At 70.9% G+C, this 19,545-nt stretch carries 15 protein-coding genes; 11 read left to right on the plus strand and 4 right to left on the minus strand.

What is annotated here, in order from left to right; all coding sequences use genetic code 11:
- Positions 1–14 precede the first annotated feature (14 nt).
- Positions 15–548 (minus strand): TerD family protein, encoded by a 534-nt coding sequence (locus ACFY10_RS08390; protein ID WP_390664287.1) that lies wholly within the window; start codon positions 546–548, stop codon positions 15–17.
- Positions 549–707: 159 nt separating this feature from the next.
- Here ACFY10_RS08390 and ACFY10_RS08395 point away from each other — a divergent pair, with 159 nt between their 5' ends.
- The 3 genes from ACFY10_RS08395 to ACFY10_RS08405 all read left to right on the plus strand — a co-directional run bounded on the left by ACFY10_RS08395 (position 708) and on the right by ACFY10_RS08405 (position 3,039).
- Entirely contained in the window at positions 708–1,313 is a 606-nt protein-coding gene (locus ACFY10_RS08395; protein WP_344401720.1) for a YdbC family protein, read from the plus strand.
- Between the two features lie 133 nt (positions 1,314–1,446).
- Complete coding sequence (locus ACFY10_RS08400; RefSeq protein ID WP_390664288.1) at positions 1,447–2,106, plus strand: histidine phosphatase family protein; 660 nt, start codon at positions 1,447–1,449, stop codon at positions 2,104–2,106.
- Between the two features lie 12 nt (positions 2,107–2,118).
- Entirely contained in the window at positions 2,119–3,039 is a 921-nt protein-coding gene (locus ACFY10_RS08405) for an ADP-ribosylglycohydrolase family protein (RefSeq protein ID WP_390664289.1), read from the plus strand.
- A gap of 318 nt (positions 3,040–3,357) precedes the next feature.
- Here the strand turns inward: ACFY10_RS08405 and ACFY10_RS08410 are convergent, their stop codons facing one another.
- Positions 3,358–4,905 (minus strand): MFS transporter, encoded by a 1,548-nt coding sequence (locus ACFY10_RS08410; protein WP_390664290.1) that lies wholly within the window; start codon positions 4,903–4,905, stop codon positions 3,358–3,360.
- A 187-nt stretch (positions 4,906–5,092) separates the two neighbouring features.
- On the opposite strand from ACFY10_RS08410, the gene ACFY10_RS08415 reads away from it, so the two are divergent.
- The 3 genes from ACFY10_RS08415 (at position 5,093) to ACFY10_RS08425 (ending at position 7,206) form a co-directional block, all read left to right on the plus strand.
- Positions 5,093–5,716: a TetR/AcrR family transcriptional regulator gene (locus ACFY10_RS08415; RefSeq protein ID WP_390664291.1), complete on the plus strand. Its 624-nt coding sequence runs from the start codon at positions 5,093–5,095 to the stop codon at positions 5,714–5,716.
- 81 nt (positions 5,717–5,797) lie between these two features.
- Positions 5,798–6,499 (plus strand): ribonuclease HII, encoded by a 702-nt coding sequence (locus ACFY10_RS08420; RefSeq protein ID WP_390664292.1) that lies wholly within the window; start codon positions 5,798–5,800, stop codon positions 6,497–6,499.
- A 68-nt stretch (positions 6,500–6,567) separates the two neighbouring features.
- A complete protein-coding gene (locus tag ACFY10_RS08425; protein WP_390664293.1) occupies positions 6,568–7,206 on the plus strand; it encodes a hypothetical protein in 639 nt (212 codons plus the stop codon).
- Positions 7,207–7,550: 344 nt separating this feature from the next.
- Here ACFY10_RS08425 and ACFY10_RS08430 read toward each other — a convergent pair whose 3' ends face one another.
- On the minus strand, positions 7,551–8,186 hold the full coding sequence (locus ACFY10_RS08430) for a hypothetical protein (RefSeq protein WP_390664294.1): 636 nt from the start codon (positions 8,184–8,186) through the stop codon (positions 7,551–7,553).
- A gap of 311 nt (positions 8,187–8,497) precedes the next feature.
- Positions 8,498–10,663, minus strand: coding sequence for a RecQ family ATP-dependent DNA helicase (locus ACFY10_RS08435; protein ID WP_390664295.1), 2,166 nt, complete (start codon positions 10,661–10,663; stop codon positions 8,498–8,500).
- 186 nt (positions 10,664–10,849) lie between these two features.
- On the opposite strand from ACFY10_RS08435, the gene ACFY10_RS08440 reads away from it, so the two are divergent.
- From ACFY10_RS08440 to ACFY10_RS08460, 5 genes are all read left to right on the plus strand, one after another.
- On the plus strand, positions 10,850–12,538 hold the full coding sequence (locus ACFY10_RS08440) for a DUF4192 domain-containing protein (RefSeq protein WP_390664296.1): 1,689 nt from the start codon (positions 10,850–10,852) through the stop codon (positions 12,536–12,538).
- An 899-nt stretch (positions 12,539–13,437) separates the two neighbouring features.
- The gene (locus ACFY10_RS08445; protein ID WP_390664297.1) at positions 13,438–15,306 is read left to right on the plus strand and encodes a glycogen debranching N-terminal domain-containing protein; all 1,869 of its coding nucleotides are present in this window, start codon (positions 13,438–13,440) and stop codon (positions 15,304–15,306) included.
- A gap of 131 nt (positions 15,307–15,437) precedes the next feature.
- On the plus strand, positions 15,438–16,196 hold the full coding sequence (locus ACFY10_RS08450) for an NUDIX domain-containing protein (protein WP_030939512.1): 759 nt from the start codon (positions 15,438–15,440) through the stop codon (positions 16,194–16,196).
- A gap of 89 nt (positions 16,197–16,285) precedes the next feature.
- Positions 16,286–18,292 (plus strand): ATP-binding cassette domain-containing protein, encoded by a 2,007-nt coding sequence (locus tag ACFY10_RS08455; protein ID WP_390664298.1) that lies wholly within the window; start codon positions 16,286–16,288, stop codon positions 18,290–18,292.
- Positions 18,293–18,453: 161 nt separating this feature from the next.
- Positions 18,454–19,341: a FadR/GntR family transcriptional regulator gene (locus ACFY10_RS08460; protein WP_123967933.1), complete on the plus strand. Its 888-nt coding sequence runs from the start codon at positions 18,454–18,456 to the stop codon at positions 19,339–19,341.
- Positions 19,342–19,545: the final 204 nt, after the last annotated feature.

Raw genomic sequence — 19,545 nt, forward strand, 5'->3', positions numbered from 1 at the left:
CCGTACGACGCCTCTCAGGACTGGTGCGCCCGGCCCATGGTCCTGGTGAACGTCGCCGGGTCGTCCTCGAAGCCGTGGATGCCAGGTTGGAAATTCCAACCGCCGGATGCGTCGCGTACGAACTCCCCGACCGTCGCAGCCGTGGCCCCGAGGACGCTGCCGAAGTCGTCCTCGGCCAGGACCGTGTAACCCTCGCGGATCCGCAGGCCTGGGTTGAGCACGCCGACGAAGGTCCGGTGCGCCGTGCGCTGCTGAATGACGACTCCGACCACCACGCGCGCGTACCGGCTGTCCAGCCGGTCGAGCTCCAGCGTCATGACCTCGTCCCAGCCGAATCCCTTGCCGTCCTTGCTGTCCCGGTTGAGATAGATGGTGCCGTCGGGGGAGCGGCTGTCGAAGTGCACCACATAGGCGGGCTCGCCGTACGGATCGCCCGCCAGGTAGGTGGCGGCGACGATGTCCAGATCGGTGGGCGGCTGCCCCGTCGGACTCGGGTCCCACTTCAGTGCGACTTCGGCCTTGCGGATCCCCTTGTTGAGGCCGTTCACCAGACTTCCCCTTCCCCGTTCCCCGTGCGCTGCCTCCGCCCCGAACTGCCGGACGGACAAGGCCGGTTGTCCATCCTGCCACGCGCGCGCGTACATGTGCCGCGGAGCTGTCCACCGGAGCGTGACCGGCGCCACGCTCCGTGGCCTTACCATGGCGCGGTGCTGGTCAAGTGGATTCGCTGCACCGTGGTGGACCGCCGCGGCTTCGAGCGGGGGCAGCGAAAGTGGGCGGGGCTTCTGGGGGAGCCGGGGTTTCGGGGACAAGGCGGTGGCTGGAGTCGGGGACGGACCGGAGTGGCACACATCTTCGCCTTCTGGGAGAGTCGTGCCTTTTACGACTCCTTCATGGCCCGTTCCCACGATCGGCTGGCGGCGGCCCAGTCGGGCACCTTCAAGGATGCGCAGGTCAAGCTCTTCGACTACCGGTTCGACGTGAAGACCGGCTTCGAACCGCGTTTCACGGACGCGGACCTGCTGCGGGTCGCCCTGTGCCGAGTCCACGAGGAACGGGCCGAGCACTTCACGCTGATGCAGGAGAAGGTCTGGAACCCCGCCATGGCCGGGTCTCCCGGCATGATCCGGGGCCTGTTCGGCGAGGCACCGGGACACGAGTTCCTGGTGCTGTCCATGTGGAGATCGGCCGCCGAACACGGCAAGTACCGCACGGAGCGCGTGGAGAGGCTCGCCCTGCGGGCCCAGACCGAGGCGGACATCGCGGCGCTCACGGGTGACATCATCGAGCTGGAGCCGACCTGGACGGTTTGACGCGGTGGGTTTGGAAACTGGACGCGTTAATCGTGCGTCCTGGCGTGGCCAGTGGTGCAGGAAGTGTGTGACCTACGCTGTATGGAGCCCGTACGAGTGCTCGATCGGCCGTCACCCGATCTAGGGTTTTGGCATGGCACGACCACGGCGCATCGTCCTTGTCCGGCACGGAGAGTCAACGGGCAATGTTGATGACACCGTTTACGAGCGGGAGCCCGACCATGCGCTGGCGCTGACCGAGCGGGGCTGGCAGCAGGCCGAGGAAACCGGCAAACGGCTGCGCGAGGTCTTCGGCCGTGAGCGCGTCAGCGTGTACGTCTCGCCGTACCGCCGCACACACGAGACCCTGCGCGCCTTCCATCTCGATCCCGAGCTCATACGGGTGCGCGAGGAGCCGCGGCTGCGCGAACAGGACTGGGGAAACTGGCAGGACCGCGACGACGTGCGCCTCCAGAAGGCCTACCGGGACGCGTACGGCCACTTCTTCTACCGCTTCGCCCAGGGGGAGTCCGGTGCCGACGTGTACGACCGGGTCGGCGGCTTCCTGGAGAGCCTGTACCGCAGCTTCGAGGCCCCCGATCACCCGTCCAACGTGCTGCTGGTGACCCACGGCCTGGCCATGCGGCTGTTCTGCATGCGGTGGTTCCACTGGACCGTCGCAGAATTCGAGTCGCTGTCGAATCCGGGGAACGCGGAGATGCGGATGCTCGTTCTCGGGGACGACGGCAAGTACGCGCTTGACCGGCCTTTCGACCGCTGGCGAGATCCGGAACCGTACGGGATCACCGGATAGAGTGGCAGAGCAATGACCCCTGACTCCTCTTCCGACGGGCGCCTGGACCGCGCCTTGGCCAGCCTGCGTGGACTGGCGGTGGGGGATGCGCTGGGCTCCCAGTTCTTCGTACCGGTGAACTATCCGCTGCTGAAGCGTCGCGAGCTGCCGCCGGGCCCCTGGCAGTGGACCGACGACACGGAGATGGCCTGCTCCGTGGTCGCGGTCCTGGCCGCTCACCACCGCATCGACCAGGACGCCCTGGCGCACTCCTTCGCCCACCACCATGACTTCGACCGGGGGTACGGTCCCGCGGTCAATCGTCTGCTGCGGCTGGTTCGAGAGGGCGGGGACTGGCGTGAGCTGGCCGCCGAGCTCTTCAAGGGACAGGGCTCCTGGGGCAACGGAGCGGCCATGCGGATCGCCCCACTGGGCGCCTGGTACGCGGACGACCCGGAACAGGCGACGCATCAGGCGGAGATCTCCGCGTACCCCACCCACCAGCACCGCGAGGCCGTCGTCGGCTCCATGGCGGTTGCGGCGGCCGCCGCGCTGGTTGCCGCCCCCGGCGGCCCGCCGAGCCCGGAGGCACTCCTCGACGGAGTCGTCGCACTCGTCCCGAAGAGCGCCGTCGGCGCGGGGCTGCGGCGCGCTCGGGACATGCTCGACTACGCAGACGCGGGCACCGTCGCGGCCGTACTGGGCTGCGGACGGCGTACGTCCGCCCACGACACCGTGCCCTTCGCGCTCTGGTCTGCCGCGCGAGCCCTCGGCGACTTCGAGCAGGCGTTCTGGACGACCGCGCAGGTCGGTGGTGACGTGGACACCACCTGCGCCATCGTGGGTGGTGTGCTCGCCGCCGGGAAAGCGGGAATGCCGCCGGCCGAATGGGCGGGGCTGACTGAGGCGCTGCCGGACTGGGTGCCGAACGTCCGCACAACACCGTCGGCCTGAGCCCTCTGCTGCCTCGTGGAGCTTGTCAGGGTGACGGGCCGCTGGAAACTCTCTGTGCTTGTCGGGAACTCTGCGTGACCATGCATCCGTTGTCGTGGCATCAGCCGTGTGGCGCATGAGTCGGTGTCCGCACCTGACGTGCGAGAGGGCCTGGGGGTGGTCATGCAGTTGGTGGTCGTGTTGGTCGTGTTGGCAGTGCTGTCGGTTCTGACCTCACTGAGCCCTGCAGGACGTGTGCGGATGGCCGGACCGACGTCCTCGCCGTCGGTCCCCCGGACTCGGTCCGGCCATCCGCGGCCCCAGGCGGGCGCGGCCGGGTCAGCCGGCCGTTGCCCCCGCCGTGCCGGCGAGTGCTTCCAGGTCGCTCTTGCGGACCCGGATCACGAACCAGGCAGTGCCGAAGGCGAGTACGGCCATGGCCGCGGCTGCCACGAAGCCCATCGAAATGCCCTGCGCGAGCACCTCGTGCCCCCACGTGCCGGGCAGCTGGTGCGTCTTGGCGAACTCTGCCTTCTGATCCGCCGAACCGTTGGCGAGGAACTTCGGCAGCTGCTTCTGCGCCTCGTCCTTGCTGGCCGACCCGAACACCGTCGTCAGGATGGACAAGCCGAGCGAACCGCCCACCTGCTGCGTGGCGTTGAGAAGCCCGGAGGCCGCACCCGCCTCGTGCTGGGCGACACCGGAGACTGCCGTGACCGTCAGCGTCACGAAGTTCAGGCCCATGCCGAAGCCGAACACCAGCATCGGACCGAGCACTCCGCCGGCGTACGAGCTGTCGGAGCTGATGAGGGTCTGCCAGGCCAGCCCGATCACCGCGAGAGCCGAACCGGTGAGCATGAACGGCTTGGGCCCGAGCACCGGCAGGAACCGCTGGGACAGACCCGCGCCGAGCGCGATCACGACCGTCACCGGCAGGAAGGCGAGGCCGGCCTGGATCGGGCTGTACCCCAGCACGTTCTGCACGAAGAGCACGATGTAGAAGAACATGCCGAACATCGCCGCGGCCAGGCTCAGCATGATCACGTACGTCCCGGAGCGGTTGCGGTCGGCGAACATCCGCAGCGGAGTGATCGGCTCCTTGGCCCGGGACTCGATGAGCGCGAAGGCCGCCAGCAGGACCACTGCGGCGCCGAAGGAGCTGAGGGCCAGGCTGTCCCGCCAACCGTCGTCCGCAGCGCGGATGAAGCCGTAGACGAGGGATGCCATGCCCGCCGTCGAGGTCACGGCCCCCGCGATGTCGAAGCGGCCGGTGTGCCGTTCGGACTCGCTGATGTAGAGCGGTGCAAGCAGGGTGATCGCGATGCCGATCGGCAGGTTGACGAAGAGCACCCAGCGCCAGTTGAGCCACTCGGTGAGCATGCCGCCGGCGAGCAGACCGATCGCGCCGCCGCCCGCGGAGACGGCGGCGAAGACGCCGAACGCCCGGTTGCGCTCGGGGCCTTCGGGGAACGTCGTGGTGATGAGCGCCAGCGCGGTGGGCGACGCAATTGCGCCACCCATGCCCTGCAGGACGCGTGCGGCCAGCAACTGCCAGGGCTCCTGGGCGAGTCCACCGAGCATCGAGGCGACGGTGAACAGCACGATGCCGGTCATGAAGACCCGGCGGCGGCCGAGGATGTCACCGGCCCGGCCGCCCAGAAGCAGCAGGCCGCCGAAGGTGAGCGTGTAGGCGCTGACGACCCAGGTGAGGTCGGTGGTGCTGAACTTCAGAGCGTCTTGAATGTGCGGGAGCGCGATGTTCACAATCGTCGTGTCGAGTACCACCATGAGTTGGCAGGCTGCGATGACTGCGAGCGCGATGCCTGGATGTCCGTCCCGGCGAGCCGCACCTGGCTTCTGTTCCTTGATCAACTGAGAGGTTGTCACTATGGGTCCCCCACAAGTGCGTTAGTGAACGCTCGCGTTCACTGTCGCGTCAACCGTAGTGAGTCCCCGATAGTGAACGCAAGCGTTCACTTAAATTGGTGTCGCGTGGCGAATCCCCCGTTGCCGCCACGTGGCGCGCCCCCAACCCCCGAAATCCCCGCTCCCCTTGCTCGCTGGAGACACTCAGATGGTTACTTCGCGCTGGACGGCCGCCCCCGCTCAGGCGGCCTCCCTCCGTCGGCGCGGCGCCGTGCTCGAACGCGCGATCCTCGATGCCGCCCTGGAACAGCTCAGTACGGTCGGCTGGAACGGCCTCACCATGGAGGGCGTCGCCGCCGGTGCCCAGACCGGCAAGGCCGCGGTCTACCGGCGCTGGCCGTCCAAGGAGGATCTCGTCGCGGACGCGCTGCAGGCCGGACTGCCGCGCATAGAGGAGGCGCCCGACCTGGGCAGTGTGCGCGAGGATCTGCTCGCGCTGTGCCGACAGGCGCGTGAGGCAATGTTCTCCCGACCCGGCTTCGCGGTCCGCGCCGTGATTCACGAATGCGACCCGATCCAGGCGGAGCGCTTCCATGGCGTGATCTTCGACGGGATCGTGGAGCCCACCATCAAGCTGCTCCGTGAGGTCATCACCCGCGGAATAGAGCGGAATGAGGTGCGACCCGACGCGGCGAACAGCTATGTCTTCGACGCCATCCCGGCGATGATGATGTATCGCTCCAAGATGCGCGGAAGCGAATGGATCGATCGTGATCTCGAGGAGATGATCGACCAGTTGATGGTTCCGCTGCTGCGGCCGAGCTGCGGCTGAGTGCGGGGCCCGGGGGCTGTGACGTGGTTGTGGGAGCCGGGGTGTCGCCTGGTGATCCGCGGGGCGTAGTCTGAAGGCGCCATGCCGTACGAACCACCTACTCACACCGTCGAGCGCTCCCTTCGCGCCACGACCGGAGCGAAGATCATTGCCGGTGTCGACGAGGTGGGGCGCGGTGCGTGGGCCGGCCCCGTCACCGTCTGCGCGGCGGTCACCGGACTGCGCAGGCCCCCCGAGGGCCTCACCGACTCCAAGCTGCTCAGCGTCAAACGGCGCACCGTTCTTGCCGTGGAGCTGCAGAAGTGGGTGACCTCGTACGCTCTGGGGCATGCCTCCCCGGAGGAGATCGATGATCTGGGCATGACCGCCGCCCTGCGCTTGGCGGCGGTGCGCGCCCTGGAGGCTCTGCCGGTCCGCCCCGATGCGGTGATCCTCGACGGGAAGCACGACTATCTCGGCGCTCCCTGGCAGGTCCGTACGGTGATCAAGGGCGACCGCTCGTGTGTGGCGGTCGCGGCGGCCTCGGTGATCGCCAAGGTTCAGCGCGACAAAATGATGGCCGAACTGGCTGTCGACCATGCAGACTTCGGTTTTGCGGACAATGCCGGGTATCCGTCGCCCGTGCACAAGGCCGCACTGGCGGAGCGGGGCCCCACCCCGTACCACCGGTTGTCGTGGGCGTATCTTGATGCGCTGCCCCAGTGGCGGCATCTCAAGAAGGTCCGTAGCGGGGCGGACGGAAGCGTTCCGGAGATCGAGGGTCAGCTCGGCTTCGATTTCTGACGAATCCGCTCGCACTCATGTGCCACCCGCTGACGCGAGCCGTACCAACGTTTGATAAATATCAGCTCATGCCTCTCATTCCCGAGGAGCCTCAGATTCACGAGAGTGCCCAGGGTCCCCGCGCCACTCCGGCCAGTGGCCGCACCGCGCCGACCCCCCGTCCCGTACCCGGTCCCCGTCCCGCGGCTCCGCCGCGTCCCGGTCGTCCTGGTCCGCTCCGGCCCACGCCGCCGGTGCAGCGCACGCCGCGTGACGTGGCCGCGGCCAAGCCCGGACCCTCGGTCCCGGCTGCTCCGGCCACTGTCACTGGTTCGGCCACCCCGCAGATCCAGCTGATCCCGGCTTCGGCGGAGGGCGCGCTCGACGCCGCCGAGGAAGCCGTGGACCTGCTTCTGGACTCGGGTCGTGCCCCCGGCGACGTACTGGTGATCACAACCGGTGAACAGCACCCGTGGGCCGCCCACGAGCTGTCCTTCGGTGAAGCCTCCTACTGGGCGCAGCACGACGCGGGCGACGACGTCTTCTACACGGAGGCTTCTGTCGCCGGTCGCGCAGCCTCGCGCCCCGTGGTCGTGGTGGCCGTCAATGGTGGTTCCGACGCAGCCGCCGCCTCCGCCCTGCCGCTGGCCCTCACCCGGGCCGGAGCCCTGCTGATCGTCTGCGGCGACCCGCAGCAGATCAACTCGGTGCTGGGCGCCGGCGTCTGAGTCTGTTCCGGTACGTCCACGGGGACGCCGGAGCGACGAGGACGCCGCTGCGGCGGCATCGGCACGGCGGGCGTTTCGGCGTGCGCAGAACCCGTCGGGATGCCCGGTGCGCGAGCGCTTCCGCCTGGCCCTTTGATGTGTGACGAGGACGTGGGGGAGCATCAACGCGGGGCCGGGCGTCCGTCGTCCGTGCAGCGAAGGTGCCCCAAAGCGTGCGGGGGTGGGTGCTCGGAGTGCCGACGGGCGGCCTTGACCGGCGTGTGCAAGATCCCTCGTTCGGTGCGGGGCGAAGGTGGCGTACGAGGGGAGCGTGCCGGTCGGCCGGGCGTGGCCCGGCGGGGTTCTCAGCGAGCCGCAGCGCGGCGCAGGACCTCCGAGGCGGCACCACCCGTGCGTGGCAGCGGGGGCAACGCCTCGGACATGCCGAAGGACTCCGGTGACGAGTCCGCGTTGGGACGGCGCCCGCCGCGGCCCTCGCCCAGCACCTGCCAGCCGTCCCGGGTCAGCGTGATGTACGCCCCGCAGCGCAGACCGTGCAATGTGCACGCGTCACGCAGGCCCCACATCCATGCGCCGTCCTCCTCGGTCCAACGCGCGTCGCCCTCACGGCAGTAGAGCAGCACCGCGGTGCGCACCGGTGTGCGGCGCCGCAGGTCGTGCGGGATGACCCGGCGCAGCTGCGCGAGCAGCGTGTTGCGGAACATCCAGCCGTCGGCCGGAGCCGGGCGGCGGGTGAACGAGGCGCTCGCGCAAAGGCGTTCGTCCGGGTCGAGTACGGCCACGATCGCGGTCGCAGGCCTGGGGTGATGCCGGGAATGGAGCCCGCTGACGACCTCTCGGGGATTGCGCAGCAGGGGGATTCCGGCGGCGGCCCACTCCGCGGGTTCGAGCATGCGGGCGAGAGGGTTGGCGGATGCGGCGGACAGGTCGGCAGACGTCGACGTGGATGCCGCCGAGGACGGAGCGAATCCGAAGGTCACGGTCCTCCCTTCGGCTACGCGCCCACACTACGGGCGGGGTTTTGTTCAGGGGAGCGCACGCCGCAGCAGAGCCCTACCGGACCACGGACGAGCCGTGCGGGGAGCGGACTTCAATTCTTCCTGCCGAACTTGGATGCGGCAACGAGCAATTGGGGCCACTGACCGGAACATCTCGGTCTGCGGTTTATATCCCTACCCAGTGCGTCGCGCCACGACGCATGAGGCGACCGTTCACCCCGAGTTAGTACACCGTTGGGGCGGACGTGGTCCAGGGCAAGGCCGCCGAGCGGGCCTGGGGCGCCGCGCCGCGATCAGCTCTGGACGGCCAGGACGAGTGGCAACACCCCCTGCGCACCGGCACGTCGGAGCATGCGGGCCGCGACCGCGAGCGTCCAGCCGGTCTCGGTGAAGTCGTCCACGAGGAGGACCGGGCCGCCGGCCTCGGCGAGGGCGGAAGCGAGGGCGGGCGGCACGGTCAGCATGCCGTCCAGTGCCTTCAGGCGCTGTGCACTGTTGCTGCGGGAGACATGGGGCGCGTCGCTCGTGTATTCCACCGAGCCGAGCAACGGCAGCCTGCCGACCTGCGCGATGCGGGCGCCCAGGGAGTTGATCAACTGGGGTCGAGTGCGCGAGGAGACGGTGACCACACCCACCGGGCGCGCCTGTGCGTCCGCCGCTCCCGAGGCCCATCCCCCGGGCCCCTTGGCCCAGTCCGCGAGCACGCCCACAACGGCCTTCGCCACGTCGTCCGGCACGGGGCCGTCGGGGGTCTGCGGCGCGAGCATCGGCCGCAGCCGGTTGCCCCAGCCGATGTCCGAAAGGCGGCCCAACGCCCGCCCCGAAGCGGCCTGTTCACCAACCGGAATACGCCCCTTGAGGTCGACGCCGATCGCCGGCAGGCCGGTCGGCCACATACGGCGTGGCTCCACCTCGACGCCCGCCCGACCGAGATCGACGCGTGCCGCGTCCAGTGCGGTCGTGGACATGTCCGCGGTGAACCGCGCGCCCGCGCAGTTGTCGCAGCGGCCGCAGGGCTTGGCGCCCTCGTCGTCCAGCTGGCGCTGCAGGAACTCCATGCGGCAGTCGGTCGTCGAGGCGTACTCGCGCATCGCCTGCTGCTCGGTCCTGCGCTGCCGCGCGACCCAGTCGTACCGCTCTGCCTCGTACGTCCACGGCTGTCCGGTTGCGGTCCAGCCGCCCTTGACCCGCTTGACCGCCCCGTCCACGTCCAGGACCTTGAGCATGGTCTCCAGGCGGGAGCGGCGCAGCTCCACCAGGGGCTCCAGGGCGGGCAGTGACAAGGCCCTGTCCGCGCGCGCGATGACGTCGAGAGTGCGGCGTACCAGATCTTCCGGCGGGAAGGCGAGCGACGCGAAGTACTCCCAGATCGCCTCGTCCTCCTTCCCCGGCAGCAGGAGCACCTCGGCGTGTTCGACGCCGCGTCCGGCGCGGCCCACCTGCTGGTAGTAGGCGATGGGCGAGGACGGCGAGCCGAGGTGCACCACGAATCCGAGGTCCGGTTTGTCGAACCCCATGCCCAGTGCGGAGGTCGCGACCAGGGCCTTAACCCTGTTCGCGAGGAGGTCGTCCTCTGCCTGCAGCCGGTCGGCGTTCTCGGTCTTCCCCGTGTAGGAAGCGACAGTGTGACCGCGGTGCCGCAGGAAGGCAGTGACCTCCTCGGCGGCGGCCACGGTGAGTGTGTAGATGATCCCGGAACCCGGCAACTCGCCCAGGTGGTCGGCGAGCCAGGCCATTCGATGTGCGGCGTCCGGCAGCCGCAGCACGCTCAGGCTCAGGCTCTCCCGGTCCAACGGGCCTCGCAGCACCAGGGCGTCCGACGAGCCCCCGGTGCCGAGCTGTTCGGCGACGTCGGCGGTCACGCGCGCGTTGGCGGTGGCGGTCGTCGCGAGCACCGGTACGCCCGGCGGCAGATCGCTGAGCATGGTGCGCAGCCGCCGGTAGTCCGGGCGGAAGTCGTGCCCCCAGTCGGAGATGCAGTGCGCCTCGTCCACCACGAGGAGTCCGGTGGCGGCGGCGAGTTTGGGCAGCACCTGATCCCTGAAGTCCGGGTTGTTGAGCCGCTCCGGACTGACCAGCAGGACGTCGACCTCACCCGCGGCGATCTCGTCCTGAACGGTGTCCCACTCCTCGGTGTTCGAGGAGTTGATCGTCCGTGCATGGATACCGGCCCGGGCTGCGGCCTCGACCTGGTTGCGCATCAGCGCGAGCAGCGGAGAGACGATGACGGTGGGCCCGCTGCCCCGGGCCCGCAGCAGCGACGTCGCCACGAAGTAGACCGCGGACTTGCCCCACCCCGTGCGCTGTACGACGAGCGCCCGGCGTCTGTCGGCGACCAGCGCCTCGATCGCCCGCCACTGGTCCTCGCGCAGCCGGGCCGCGCCCGTGGCGTCCCCGACGAGGCGGGCGAGGACCGTGTCGGCGGCCGCCCGGAGTTCCGCGTTGCTCGTGTGCTCCATGCATCCCATCAAACAGGACGGCACTGACAAGCCGGACCAGGCTTGTGGAGGAGAAGGGCGGGGGAGACATCGCAACGCCCTGGGCATCGGGCAAGTTGCATCCGCTGGGCATCGACTTGACGTGTCCCTGGCCTGACTTATCCACAGGGCAAACCGGAATATCGCGATCCGCGAGATCGTCGGCGCATGACGAACCACGGCGAAACCACTGGATCCCCCGAAAACGGCAAGGCCGCCGGACGCGACGGTACCGGGCCTCACGACGAACAGGGCGAACCCGCCCGACAGGAGAAGCACGTCGGTCCGACCGCCTCGGACGACCACGGCGGACCCGCCGCGCAGGGCAGGTGCGGCGCACAGGACGTGCGGGACAAGCACCCGGGCCGCCCGGCCCACGTCGACTGCACCGCCTACGACAGTCACGGCGCCGAGCACCAGGTCACGCTGCGCACCCCGGCCGAACTGGCCGACGCCCTCCCTTATCTGTTGGGGTACCGCCCCGAGGAAAGCATCGTGCTGGTCGCCCTGCACGACAGGGACGGCCGCGGACGGTTCGGCGGCCGCGCCCGGCTCGGCATTCCCGCGAGTGCGGACGACTGGGCTTCCGTGGCCCAGCAGTTGGCCCACGGGCTGGTGACGGGCAGCGAGCGCAGGGGAGCCCGGCCCGAACAGATGGTCGCCTATCTCTGTCAGGAACCGGCGAAGGGCGAGTCGGGCCGGCAGGTCATGGAGCGATTGCGCCCGCTGGCCCAGAAACTGCGCGTCGAGTGCGGTCAGCTCGATGTACCGGTGATCGAGGCGCTGTGCATCTCGGACGGCCGCTTCTGGTCCTACTGCTGCGGGAACGAGGCGTGCTGCCCACCCGAAGGCCTGCCCATGGGCCTGCCCGGCACCTCTGTGCTGGCCGCCGCTGCCACCTACGCCGGCCTGCAGGTGCGCGGCACTCTGCGCGAACTGCGCGCCAGGCTGCTGCCCTGGGAGACCGCGGCCGCTTTGGAGCAGGAGAGCGCCCTGGACGCCGCGAGCATGGCGCTGGTCCCCAGGATCCTCGACGGCGCCAGCCGCGCGGGCGTGGCCGAGGAGACACTGGAGCTGTCCGCGCGGATCATGTGTCGGCTGGCCGACGCACCGCCGGTGCCCGGCACGCTCACGGCGGATCTCCGCGATGACGAACTGCTCGCACACGACGAAGCCGCGACACTGATTCTCGGCCTGCAGGACCGTGCAACCCGAGACCGCGCGGCCGAGTGGATGGAGGGCGAGGAGGCCGCGCCCGCACTCCGGCTCTGGCGGGCCCTGGCCCGCCGGTGCGTCGGACCCTACGGCGAACACGCGGCGGCACCGCTGACGCTGGCCGGGTGGGTCGCTTGGTCCACGGGTGACGACCTGGAGGCCCGGGAAGCCCTCGCCATGGCTCTCGGCGCGGACCCCGGTTACCTCTTCGCCCGCCTGCTGCACCAGGCCTGCAACGAGGGCCTGGACCCGGAGTCGATCCGCCGCTGCCTGCGTGCGGAGCGACAGGACCGCGGGCGGACGGCAGTCCAGCTCTCGCACGACAGGGAGGGAACCGCAGAGCCGGTGACGGCCGAGGCCATCGAGCCGGAGTGGGTGTCGGAGGAGGCTTCCCGTCCGCGACGCCGTGTCCGCTCGAGCGGCACGGTCCGCAGCCATCCCCGCCCGGCGAGGGCAGAAGGCCGGGGGAGCGGTACTGGCGTCCCTCGCCGGCGGACGCCGGTGGCAGGTGGCACCCATCCCGGATCCGAACGGGCTGGCCGCACGCGCCCGCGTACCACCGGCAAGGGCGCAGCGCACCGCCGCGACAAGTGCCCCGAAAGCCTTCGCCCCGGAAGCGACAGCACAGAGGAGGAGGCGTGAGCGAGTGCAGGGCGAGCGCTGGTCGGTGCGGTCGGATCGACGGCAGTCGTGGAGCGATCCGCGCGCGGCAACGAGAAATCGCCGGGGGCGATCAGCGGCGCCGGCGTCCGTCCGGGCGGGCCCGCCGCGGGCGTGACCCGGAGGACTGCTCTTCCGTTCACCTGAGTGGCGGAACGCCCGGATGGGCCGGGCCGCCGCAGAGCCCACGCCCGTCCGGAACCCCCCACCCGGCGCCGCATCCGCCCGAGGTGCACCGAGCGCAGAAGAAGCCGTCCATGCATCAGCCGACTCCGCCCTCCGCTGCCGGTGACGGCCCTTCCGGCGCAAACCGGTCCACGCTGTCTCCCGGGGCGGGCGCTCGCCTGCCGACACATGCGGACCGTGCAGGCCGGCGCGAGCCCCGGCTCGCGGCCGACGCCGCACGCGCCGCTCCACCCACCGGCCAGGACTGGTATCCGCCTGTGTCGACGGACCGACCCCGGTCCGCAGTCGGGGCGGCCTGTCAGGACCGGCCCCCTGTCAGGCCGACCGACCAGGGCCTCACCGCCGTTCGCCCGCACGTCCCTGGGCCCTGTGCGCTCGAGCCGACCGAGCCGGGCGACCCTGTGTCCCGGCCGACGGGCCCGGACCAACCCCCGGCCTGGTCGCCCGGCCCGGCCCAACCCTCCGCCCCACTGACAGGCCGGCAACGCTCACTGCAACCACCCGCAGGCCGGACCCTGCCCTCCCCCGCAGGCCAGACGCCCCGCTCGTCCGCCTTCCCGCCCCCAGGAGCCACTCCACCGCCCCGAGCCGCTCCGCTTCCAGCACCGCGCCGGTCCGTCGAACTGCCGTCCACGCACACCGCCATGATCTGCGTCGCGCTCCCTGGACTCGCCATCTCGTCGGAGCAGGGGGAGATGACGGGTCAGGGGCTGGAGGGGTTCTACCGTGCGGGCCGACGCGTGCTCTCCCGTTGCCAGGTCCGCGTGGCCGGGCGCGAACCGCTGGTGGTCCAAGCCCGGATGACCTCGGCCGACCGGGCCCGCTTCGTTGGTGCGCTGCGTGCCTCGCCGCACTCCGGCCCGGACCCGGACCTCGTCGTCGAGCGCATTCGCCATGCGGACGGGACGGAGCGGATCACCTTGCACAGTGCGGCCCTGCGCCCCCTGCGTGTGCCTCTCGAAGTCGCCCTCGGTACGGATCTGGCCGACCTGGGCGCCATCGCGTCCGGCACCGCCGGGCCCGAACTGCCCGCCAGCGTCCACGACTCGGGCCTGCGCTGGTCCTGCGCCACCGGGAACTCGTCGGTCACGGCAGATCCGCCGCCCGCGGATGCACTGGCCTCGGCGGGGTTGCTGCGCTGGGAGTTCGAGTTGCCACCCGGCGGCAGCAGAAGCGTGGAGCTACGGGTGCGGCCGGACGGAGCGGGACCCGTCCGGGCCGTGGGCCGCATGGCCACGAGCCCTCTCGCCGCCGCTCGGGCGTCCGGCGACGACCTCAGGGTCCAGTCGCTCCTGCGGACAAGCGTCGAGGATCTGCATGCCCTTCTGTTGCGCGACCCCGCGCACCCTTCGGACATGCATCTCGCGGCAGGAGCCCCTTGGCGCTGCGGTCCGGCCCCGGCCGAGGCACTGGTCGCGGCGCGGATGACGCTGCCCCTCGGCACCCGGCTCGCCGCAGGCACGCTGCGTACCCTCGCGCGCAGCCAACTCCGGAGCGCGGGACCGCAGTCCGGCATGATCCCCGGGCCACGACGGGACACGGGCCCCCATCTGCCGCCTGGTTGTACCGGCACGGAAGCCACGCTGCTCTTCCCCTCGCTCCTCGCGGAGGCCCGCCGCTGGGGCCTTTCCGAGGCCGAGACGGAGGTCCTGCTGCCGGCGGCCGAGCACTGTCTGGCCTGGCTGCGGACGGCCGTCGGCGAGGGCACCTACTTGTGTGACCCGCACCCCGGCGGTCCCGTCCGCTGCGAGACGCAGGCCCACGCCCACCGTGCGGCCCTGCTGGGCGCCGATCTGCTCGATGCCTGCGGGAGGCCGGGCGGCGCCGAGTTGCGGCAGTGGGCCCAGGCGCTACGGGCGGCGTTCAGGGAGGACTTCTGGATCGACGACCGGGGCGGCGGCCGACCGGCCGCCGCTCGCGCGCCCGACGGCACCCCGGTGCCGCACCTGGGTGCTGCTGCCGCCCATCTCCTCGACACGGGACTGCTCGGCGGCGGCGAGTCGGCCCCCGGCCTGCTCGACAAGGTGCAGACCGAACAGCTGGCACGCTTGCTCGGCGGCCCGGGCATGGACTCGGGCTGGGGTCTGCGCGGACTCGGCGCGAAGGAAGCCGGATACAACCCGTTCGGCCACCGCAGCGGCGCCGTGCGGGTCCACGAGACGGCGATCGGCGTCGCAGGCCTGGCCGCTGCCGGCTACGAGAAGGAGGCAAGTTCACTACTGAGGGGCGCACTGGCGGCGGCCGAGAGCTTCGGGCACCGGCTGCCCGAGATGTACGCGGGGGAGCAGCGCACCGCCGGGAGCGCTCCCCTCCCGCACCCGGCGGCCTGTCGTCCCGCCGCCACCGCGGCGGCCGCCGGCGTGCTGCTGCTGGTGACTCTCGCGGGTATCCGTCCGGATGCTCCGGCCGGGACCGTCACACTGCGGCCCATGCACAGTGCACCCCTGGGCGAGATCGTTCTGAGGGGACTGCGGATCGCCGGTGCTCCCTTCTCCGTGCGGGTCAGCCGACTCGGCCTCGCCATGGTCGAGGAGGCTGCCGAAGGGCTGCAATTGGGAGTGTGACCTCGGATGACGCACCACCGCACAGCACCCGGAACCAGATGGTGAGGTCCATACCGGACCGAAGTGGATCAGCCACCGAAGCGGCCGACGAAGGGAGTGTTTATCGTCAGGCAGACGACTATGATCGCCGCATGCCCTACGACCCGTCAGCGTTTCCGCCCTTTGCCGTCACCGTGGACCTGGTCGTGCTGACCGTGCGCCGCCATGCCCTGTGTGCGCTGGCGGTACGCAGGGGCGAACCACCGTTCCAGGGGCGCTGGGCGCTCCCGGGCGGCTTCGTACGGGCCGACGAGGATCTGGCGCAGGCAGCCGCACGCGAGCTGGCCGAGGAGACCGGGCTGCGCGCCCACGACCCGGCCGTTCCCGCTCAGGACAACGGCGCCCACCTGGAGCAACTCGCTACCTACGGAGACCCCAAGCGGGACCCCCGGATGCGCGTGGTCAGCGTCGCCCACCTGGCGCTGGCCCCCGACCTGCCCGCACCCCGAGCGGGCGGCGACGCCAGCAATGCGCGCTGGGCTCCGGTTGAGGAACTGCTCCAGCAGGGCGGTTACGGCCGTGACGGCGAACCGGTGGCGCCGCTCGCCTTCGACCACGCCCAGATCCTGTCCGACGGTGTGGAGCGCGCCCGCTCCAAGATCGAGTACTCGTCCCTCGCCACGGCGTTCTGCCCCACCGAGTTCACCGTCGGCGAGCTGCGCCGGGTCTACGAGGCGGTGTGGGGCGTGGCGCTCGACCCGCGCAACTTCCACCGCAAGGTCACGGGCACACCGGGCTTCCTCGTTCCCACCGGCGGGACCACCACACGCCAGGGCGGGCGCCCCGCCCAGTTGTTCAGGGCCGGCGGCGCCACACTGCTCAACCCCCCGATGTTGCGCCCCGAAGTGTGACGGCAGGGTTCCGGGCGGACCGGCCGCGGCCTGCAGAGCGGGCCACGCTATACCCGAAAAATCGGACATAGCGCGCTATCTTGCTTCGGGTGATCCAGGCCTACGGATTGACCAGCAGTCCCCGCAAGGAGCTTCCGCCCGCCGTCGACGACGTCTCCTTCGACGTACGCGCAGGCCGCGTCACCGCGCTGCTCGGCGCGCCGGGAGCGGGCAAGACGACCGCACTCAAACTCATGCTCGAACTCCAACAGGGCCGTGGCATCACCTACTTCAAGGGCCGCCCCCTGCACCGCATCGCCCATCCGGGGCGCGAAGTCGGCGTGTTCCTGGGTGATGTACCGGGGCACCCCGCTCGTACCGTCCGCGGCCATCTCCGCATGCTGTGCGCCGCCGCGGGAGTCCCCGCCCGCCGGGCCGACGAGGTCCTCGAGGTGGTCGGCCTCGTCAGCCTGCGCGACGAACGCCTGGGCACCCTCTCGCGCGGCATGGACCGCCGCCTCGGCCTGGCCTGCGCGCTGCTGTCCGACCCGCACACACTCGTACTCGACAACCCCGCCGGCGGGCTCTCCACCCGCGAGGCCCGCTGGCTGTACGGCATGCTGCGCGCGCACGCGGCCCAGGGCGGCACGGTCCTGTTCACCACGGCCGACCCCAAGGAGGCCGCGCGCAGCGCCGACCGGGTCGTCACGCTGGAGCGGGGCAGGCTCGTCGCCGACCAGGTCGCCGACGACTTCGCCCGCACCCGGCTGCGCCCCCGTGTCGCCGTCCGCAGCCCGCACGTCGTGCGCCTCGCCGCCCTGCTCACCAAGGAGGCCCGCACCGCGCATCGCTCCGTCGAAGTCGTACACGAGGGCGGCAACCGCCTCTCCGTGTACGGCAGTAGTTGTGCCGACGTCGGAGAGACCGCGTTCCGCCACGGCATCCTCGTACATCAACTCGCCGACGAGATCGGGGACATGGGGCCCGGTGCGGTGGAACCCCCCGTCGGCGGGCCGGAAGCCGCCGACGAGCCGCAGGTGTCGGAGCCGCGCACGGCGGACGGGGCCCCGGAGCCCGGCGCGGCACCGCACCACTCGGCCCCGGCTGAAGCGTCCCGGCAGGGAGACGCCTCACCGAGCTCCCTCACTCGCGCTGATGCGTCCCGCGAAGCGCAATCCCCGGCACCGGCCGACGCGCCCCGCAGCGCCGACGCGCCGAAGTCACCTGTCACCGCACCCCAGTCGCGTGTGGCTTCCGGGCGCGCCCCGACGCCGGCCGTACGCCCGACCGAAGCCGGCGCCCTCGACAGCCCGCCCTCCCTTCCGCCTCCCATCTCCGTCCGCCCGGCTCCCAGTCCCCTCCGCCCTCTGCGCTACGAAATCCGTCGCGCCGCCGGCATCGGCACGGGGTTCGTCACCGGGGCCATCGTGCTCGTCGTGTCCGCCCTCGCCGCCGTCCTCCTGGCCCGGATCGGACACACCCCGCAGTCGCGCCTGCTGGCCGCGTGGCCGCGCGAGCTGCCGCTGCCGCCCGCCGCGCTCGGTGCGGGACTCCTCGGCGCGCTGGCTTTCGGCGACGAGTTCCGCCACCCCGCGCTTGCGGTGGACCGTGGCACCGTGCCCCGTCGGCTGGGGCTGCTCGCCGCAAAACTCCTCGTCGCCACGGCCACCGCGCTGATGCTGGCCTTCCTCACGGTCGGCTGCGACGCCGAAGCGCTCTACCTCGTCTACGGACGGGAGCTCATGCAAGTTCCCGCGGACTGGCTTTCGCTGAGCGCCAGTTGGCTCGGGCTGGTCGTCGGATGTGCCTGGGCCGGAGTGCTGGCCGCCGGCGTCTTCCGGTCCACCACGGCAGGACTGGCGGCCGTGATCTCCGTACCGGTCCTCGTCGTTCCGCTCGTACAGAAGGCCTTGGCGGGATCGTCCGTGCGGATGGCGGCCGGGCTTCCGCTGCGGTTGCGCGAGGTGTTCCTGCTGCAGTGGCCCTTCGGGGGAGAGCGCTATCTGTCGGCCGTGGCGAGGGTGATCGCCCAACCCGTGGGCGGTGCCCTGACGTTGTCGCTCACCGCTCTGCTCTGCGCGTATCTGCTCACCACCTTGCGCAGCAGGGTCCGATGACGACAGCCCGCGCGCTTTCGTCCCACCCTGTGCGCAACTCCCTGGGGAAAGCCCATTTCTTTCCGATAAGGCGTCAATTGCGACGGGGTGAGCGATCACCCTTTCGTGTGCTTTTCACCAAAGACCTCAAGGGAGTTGGAGACGGCGCCGACAAAGGATCCGTGAGTACCCTTGCGCACACCATGATGACCGCCGCCCGCTCCGCCGACTCCGGTCTGGCCGGCCCGGGCGATCTCGACCGCTACCCCTACGCCGAGGCCCACGTGGTCGACCGCGTCGGAGCCCCCGCCTGGGAGAGCGCGGACCCGGAGCTGGGCCGCGTGGGCCGGCGCGCCGCGGGCAGCCGCGGACGCGGGCTGCACGGCCAACTCGTCCAGCAGCTGGGCCAGATGATCGTTTCCGGCGATCTGGGCGCCGACCGTCCGCTGGTGCCCGAAGAGATCGGCCAGCGTTTCGAGGTCTCCCGCACCGTCGTCCGTGAGTCGCTCCGTGTCCTGGAGGCCAAGGGCCTGGTCAGCGCCCGGCCGAACGTCGGCACGCGTGTGCGCCCGGTCAGCGACTGGAACCTCCTCGATCCGGACATCATCGAATGGCGCGCCTTCGGGCCGCAGCGCGACGACCAGCGCCGCGAGCTGAGCGAACTGCGCTGGACGATCGAACCGCTCGCGGCCCGCCTCGCCGCGGGGCACGGGCGCGAGGACGTCCAGCAGCGGCTCGCCGACATGGTCGAGATCATGGGCCACGCCATGGGGCAGGGTGACGCCATCACCTTCTCCCGCGCCGACGCCGAGTTCCATTCCCTGCTCATCCAGGTTGCGGGCAACCGGATGCTGGAGCACCTCTCCGGGATCGTCTCGGCCGCCCTCCAGGTCTCCGGCGGCCCGGTCACCGGCTGCGACCGGCCGAACGAGACGTCTCTGGCGCACCACGGCAGGATCGTCGACGCTCTCGGCGCGGGGGACGGTACGGCGGCCGAGTCGGCCATGCGTCAACTGCTCACCGTCCACCCCGAGGTGGAGCGCGTGGTGCCCGCGCCGCGCGAACACTGACCGCACCCCGCGGGCGGCGCGGCCGGGAGATGCCTCCCCCTCCTGGGGCATGGCTCGGCCGCCGAACCGCCTCCGTCGGACCCCGCAGGATCTCCGGGATCCTGCGGGGTCCGACGGCGCCACGGGCTGTGGCAACCTTGAGAGAGCCCCAGTCTCACCCATTGGTAACCACATCTATCCGCATATGACCGTTTTTGAGCGCTT

The sequence above is a fragment of the Streptomyces sp. NPDC001401 genome (assembly GCF_042895385.1).
In the GTDB taxonomy this organism is placed as follows: Bacteria; Actinomycetota; Actinomycetes; order Streptomycetales; family Streptomycetaceae; genus Streptomyces.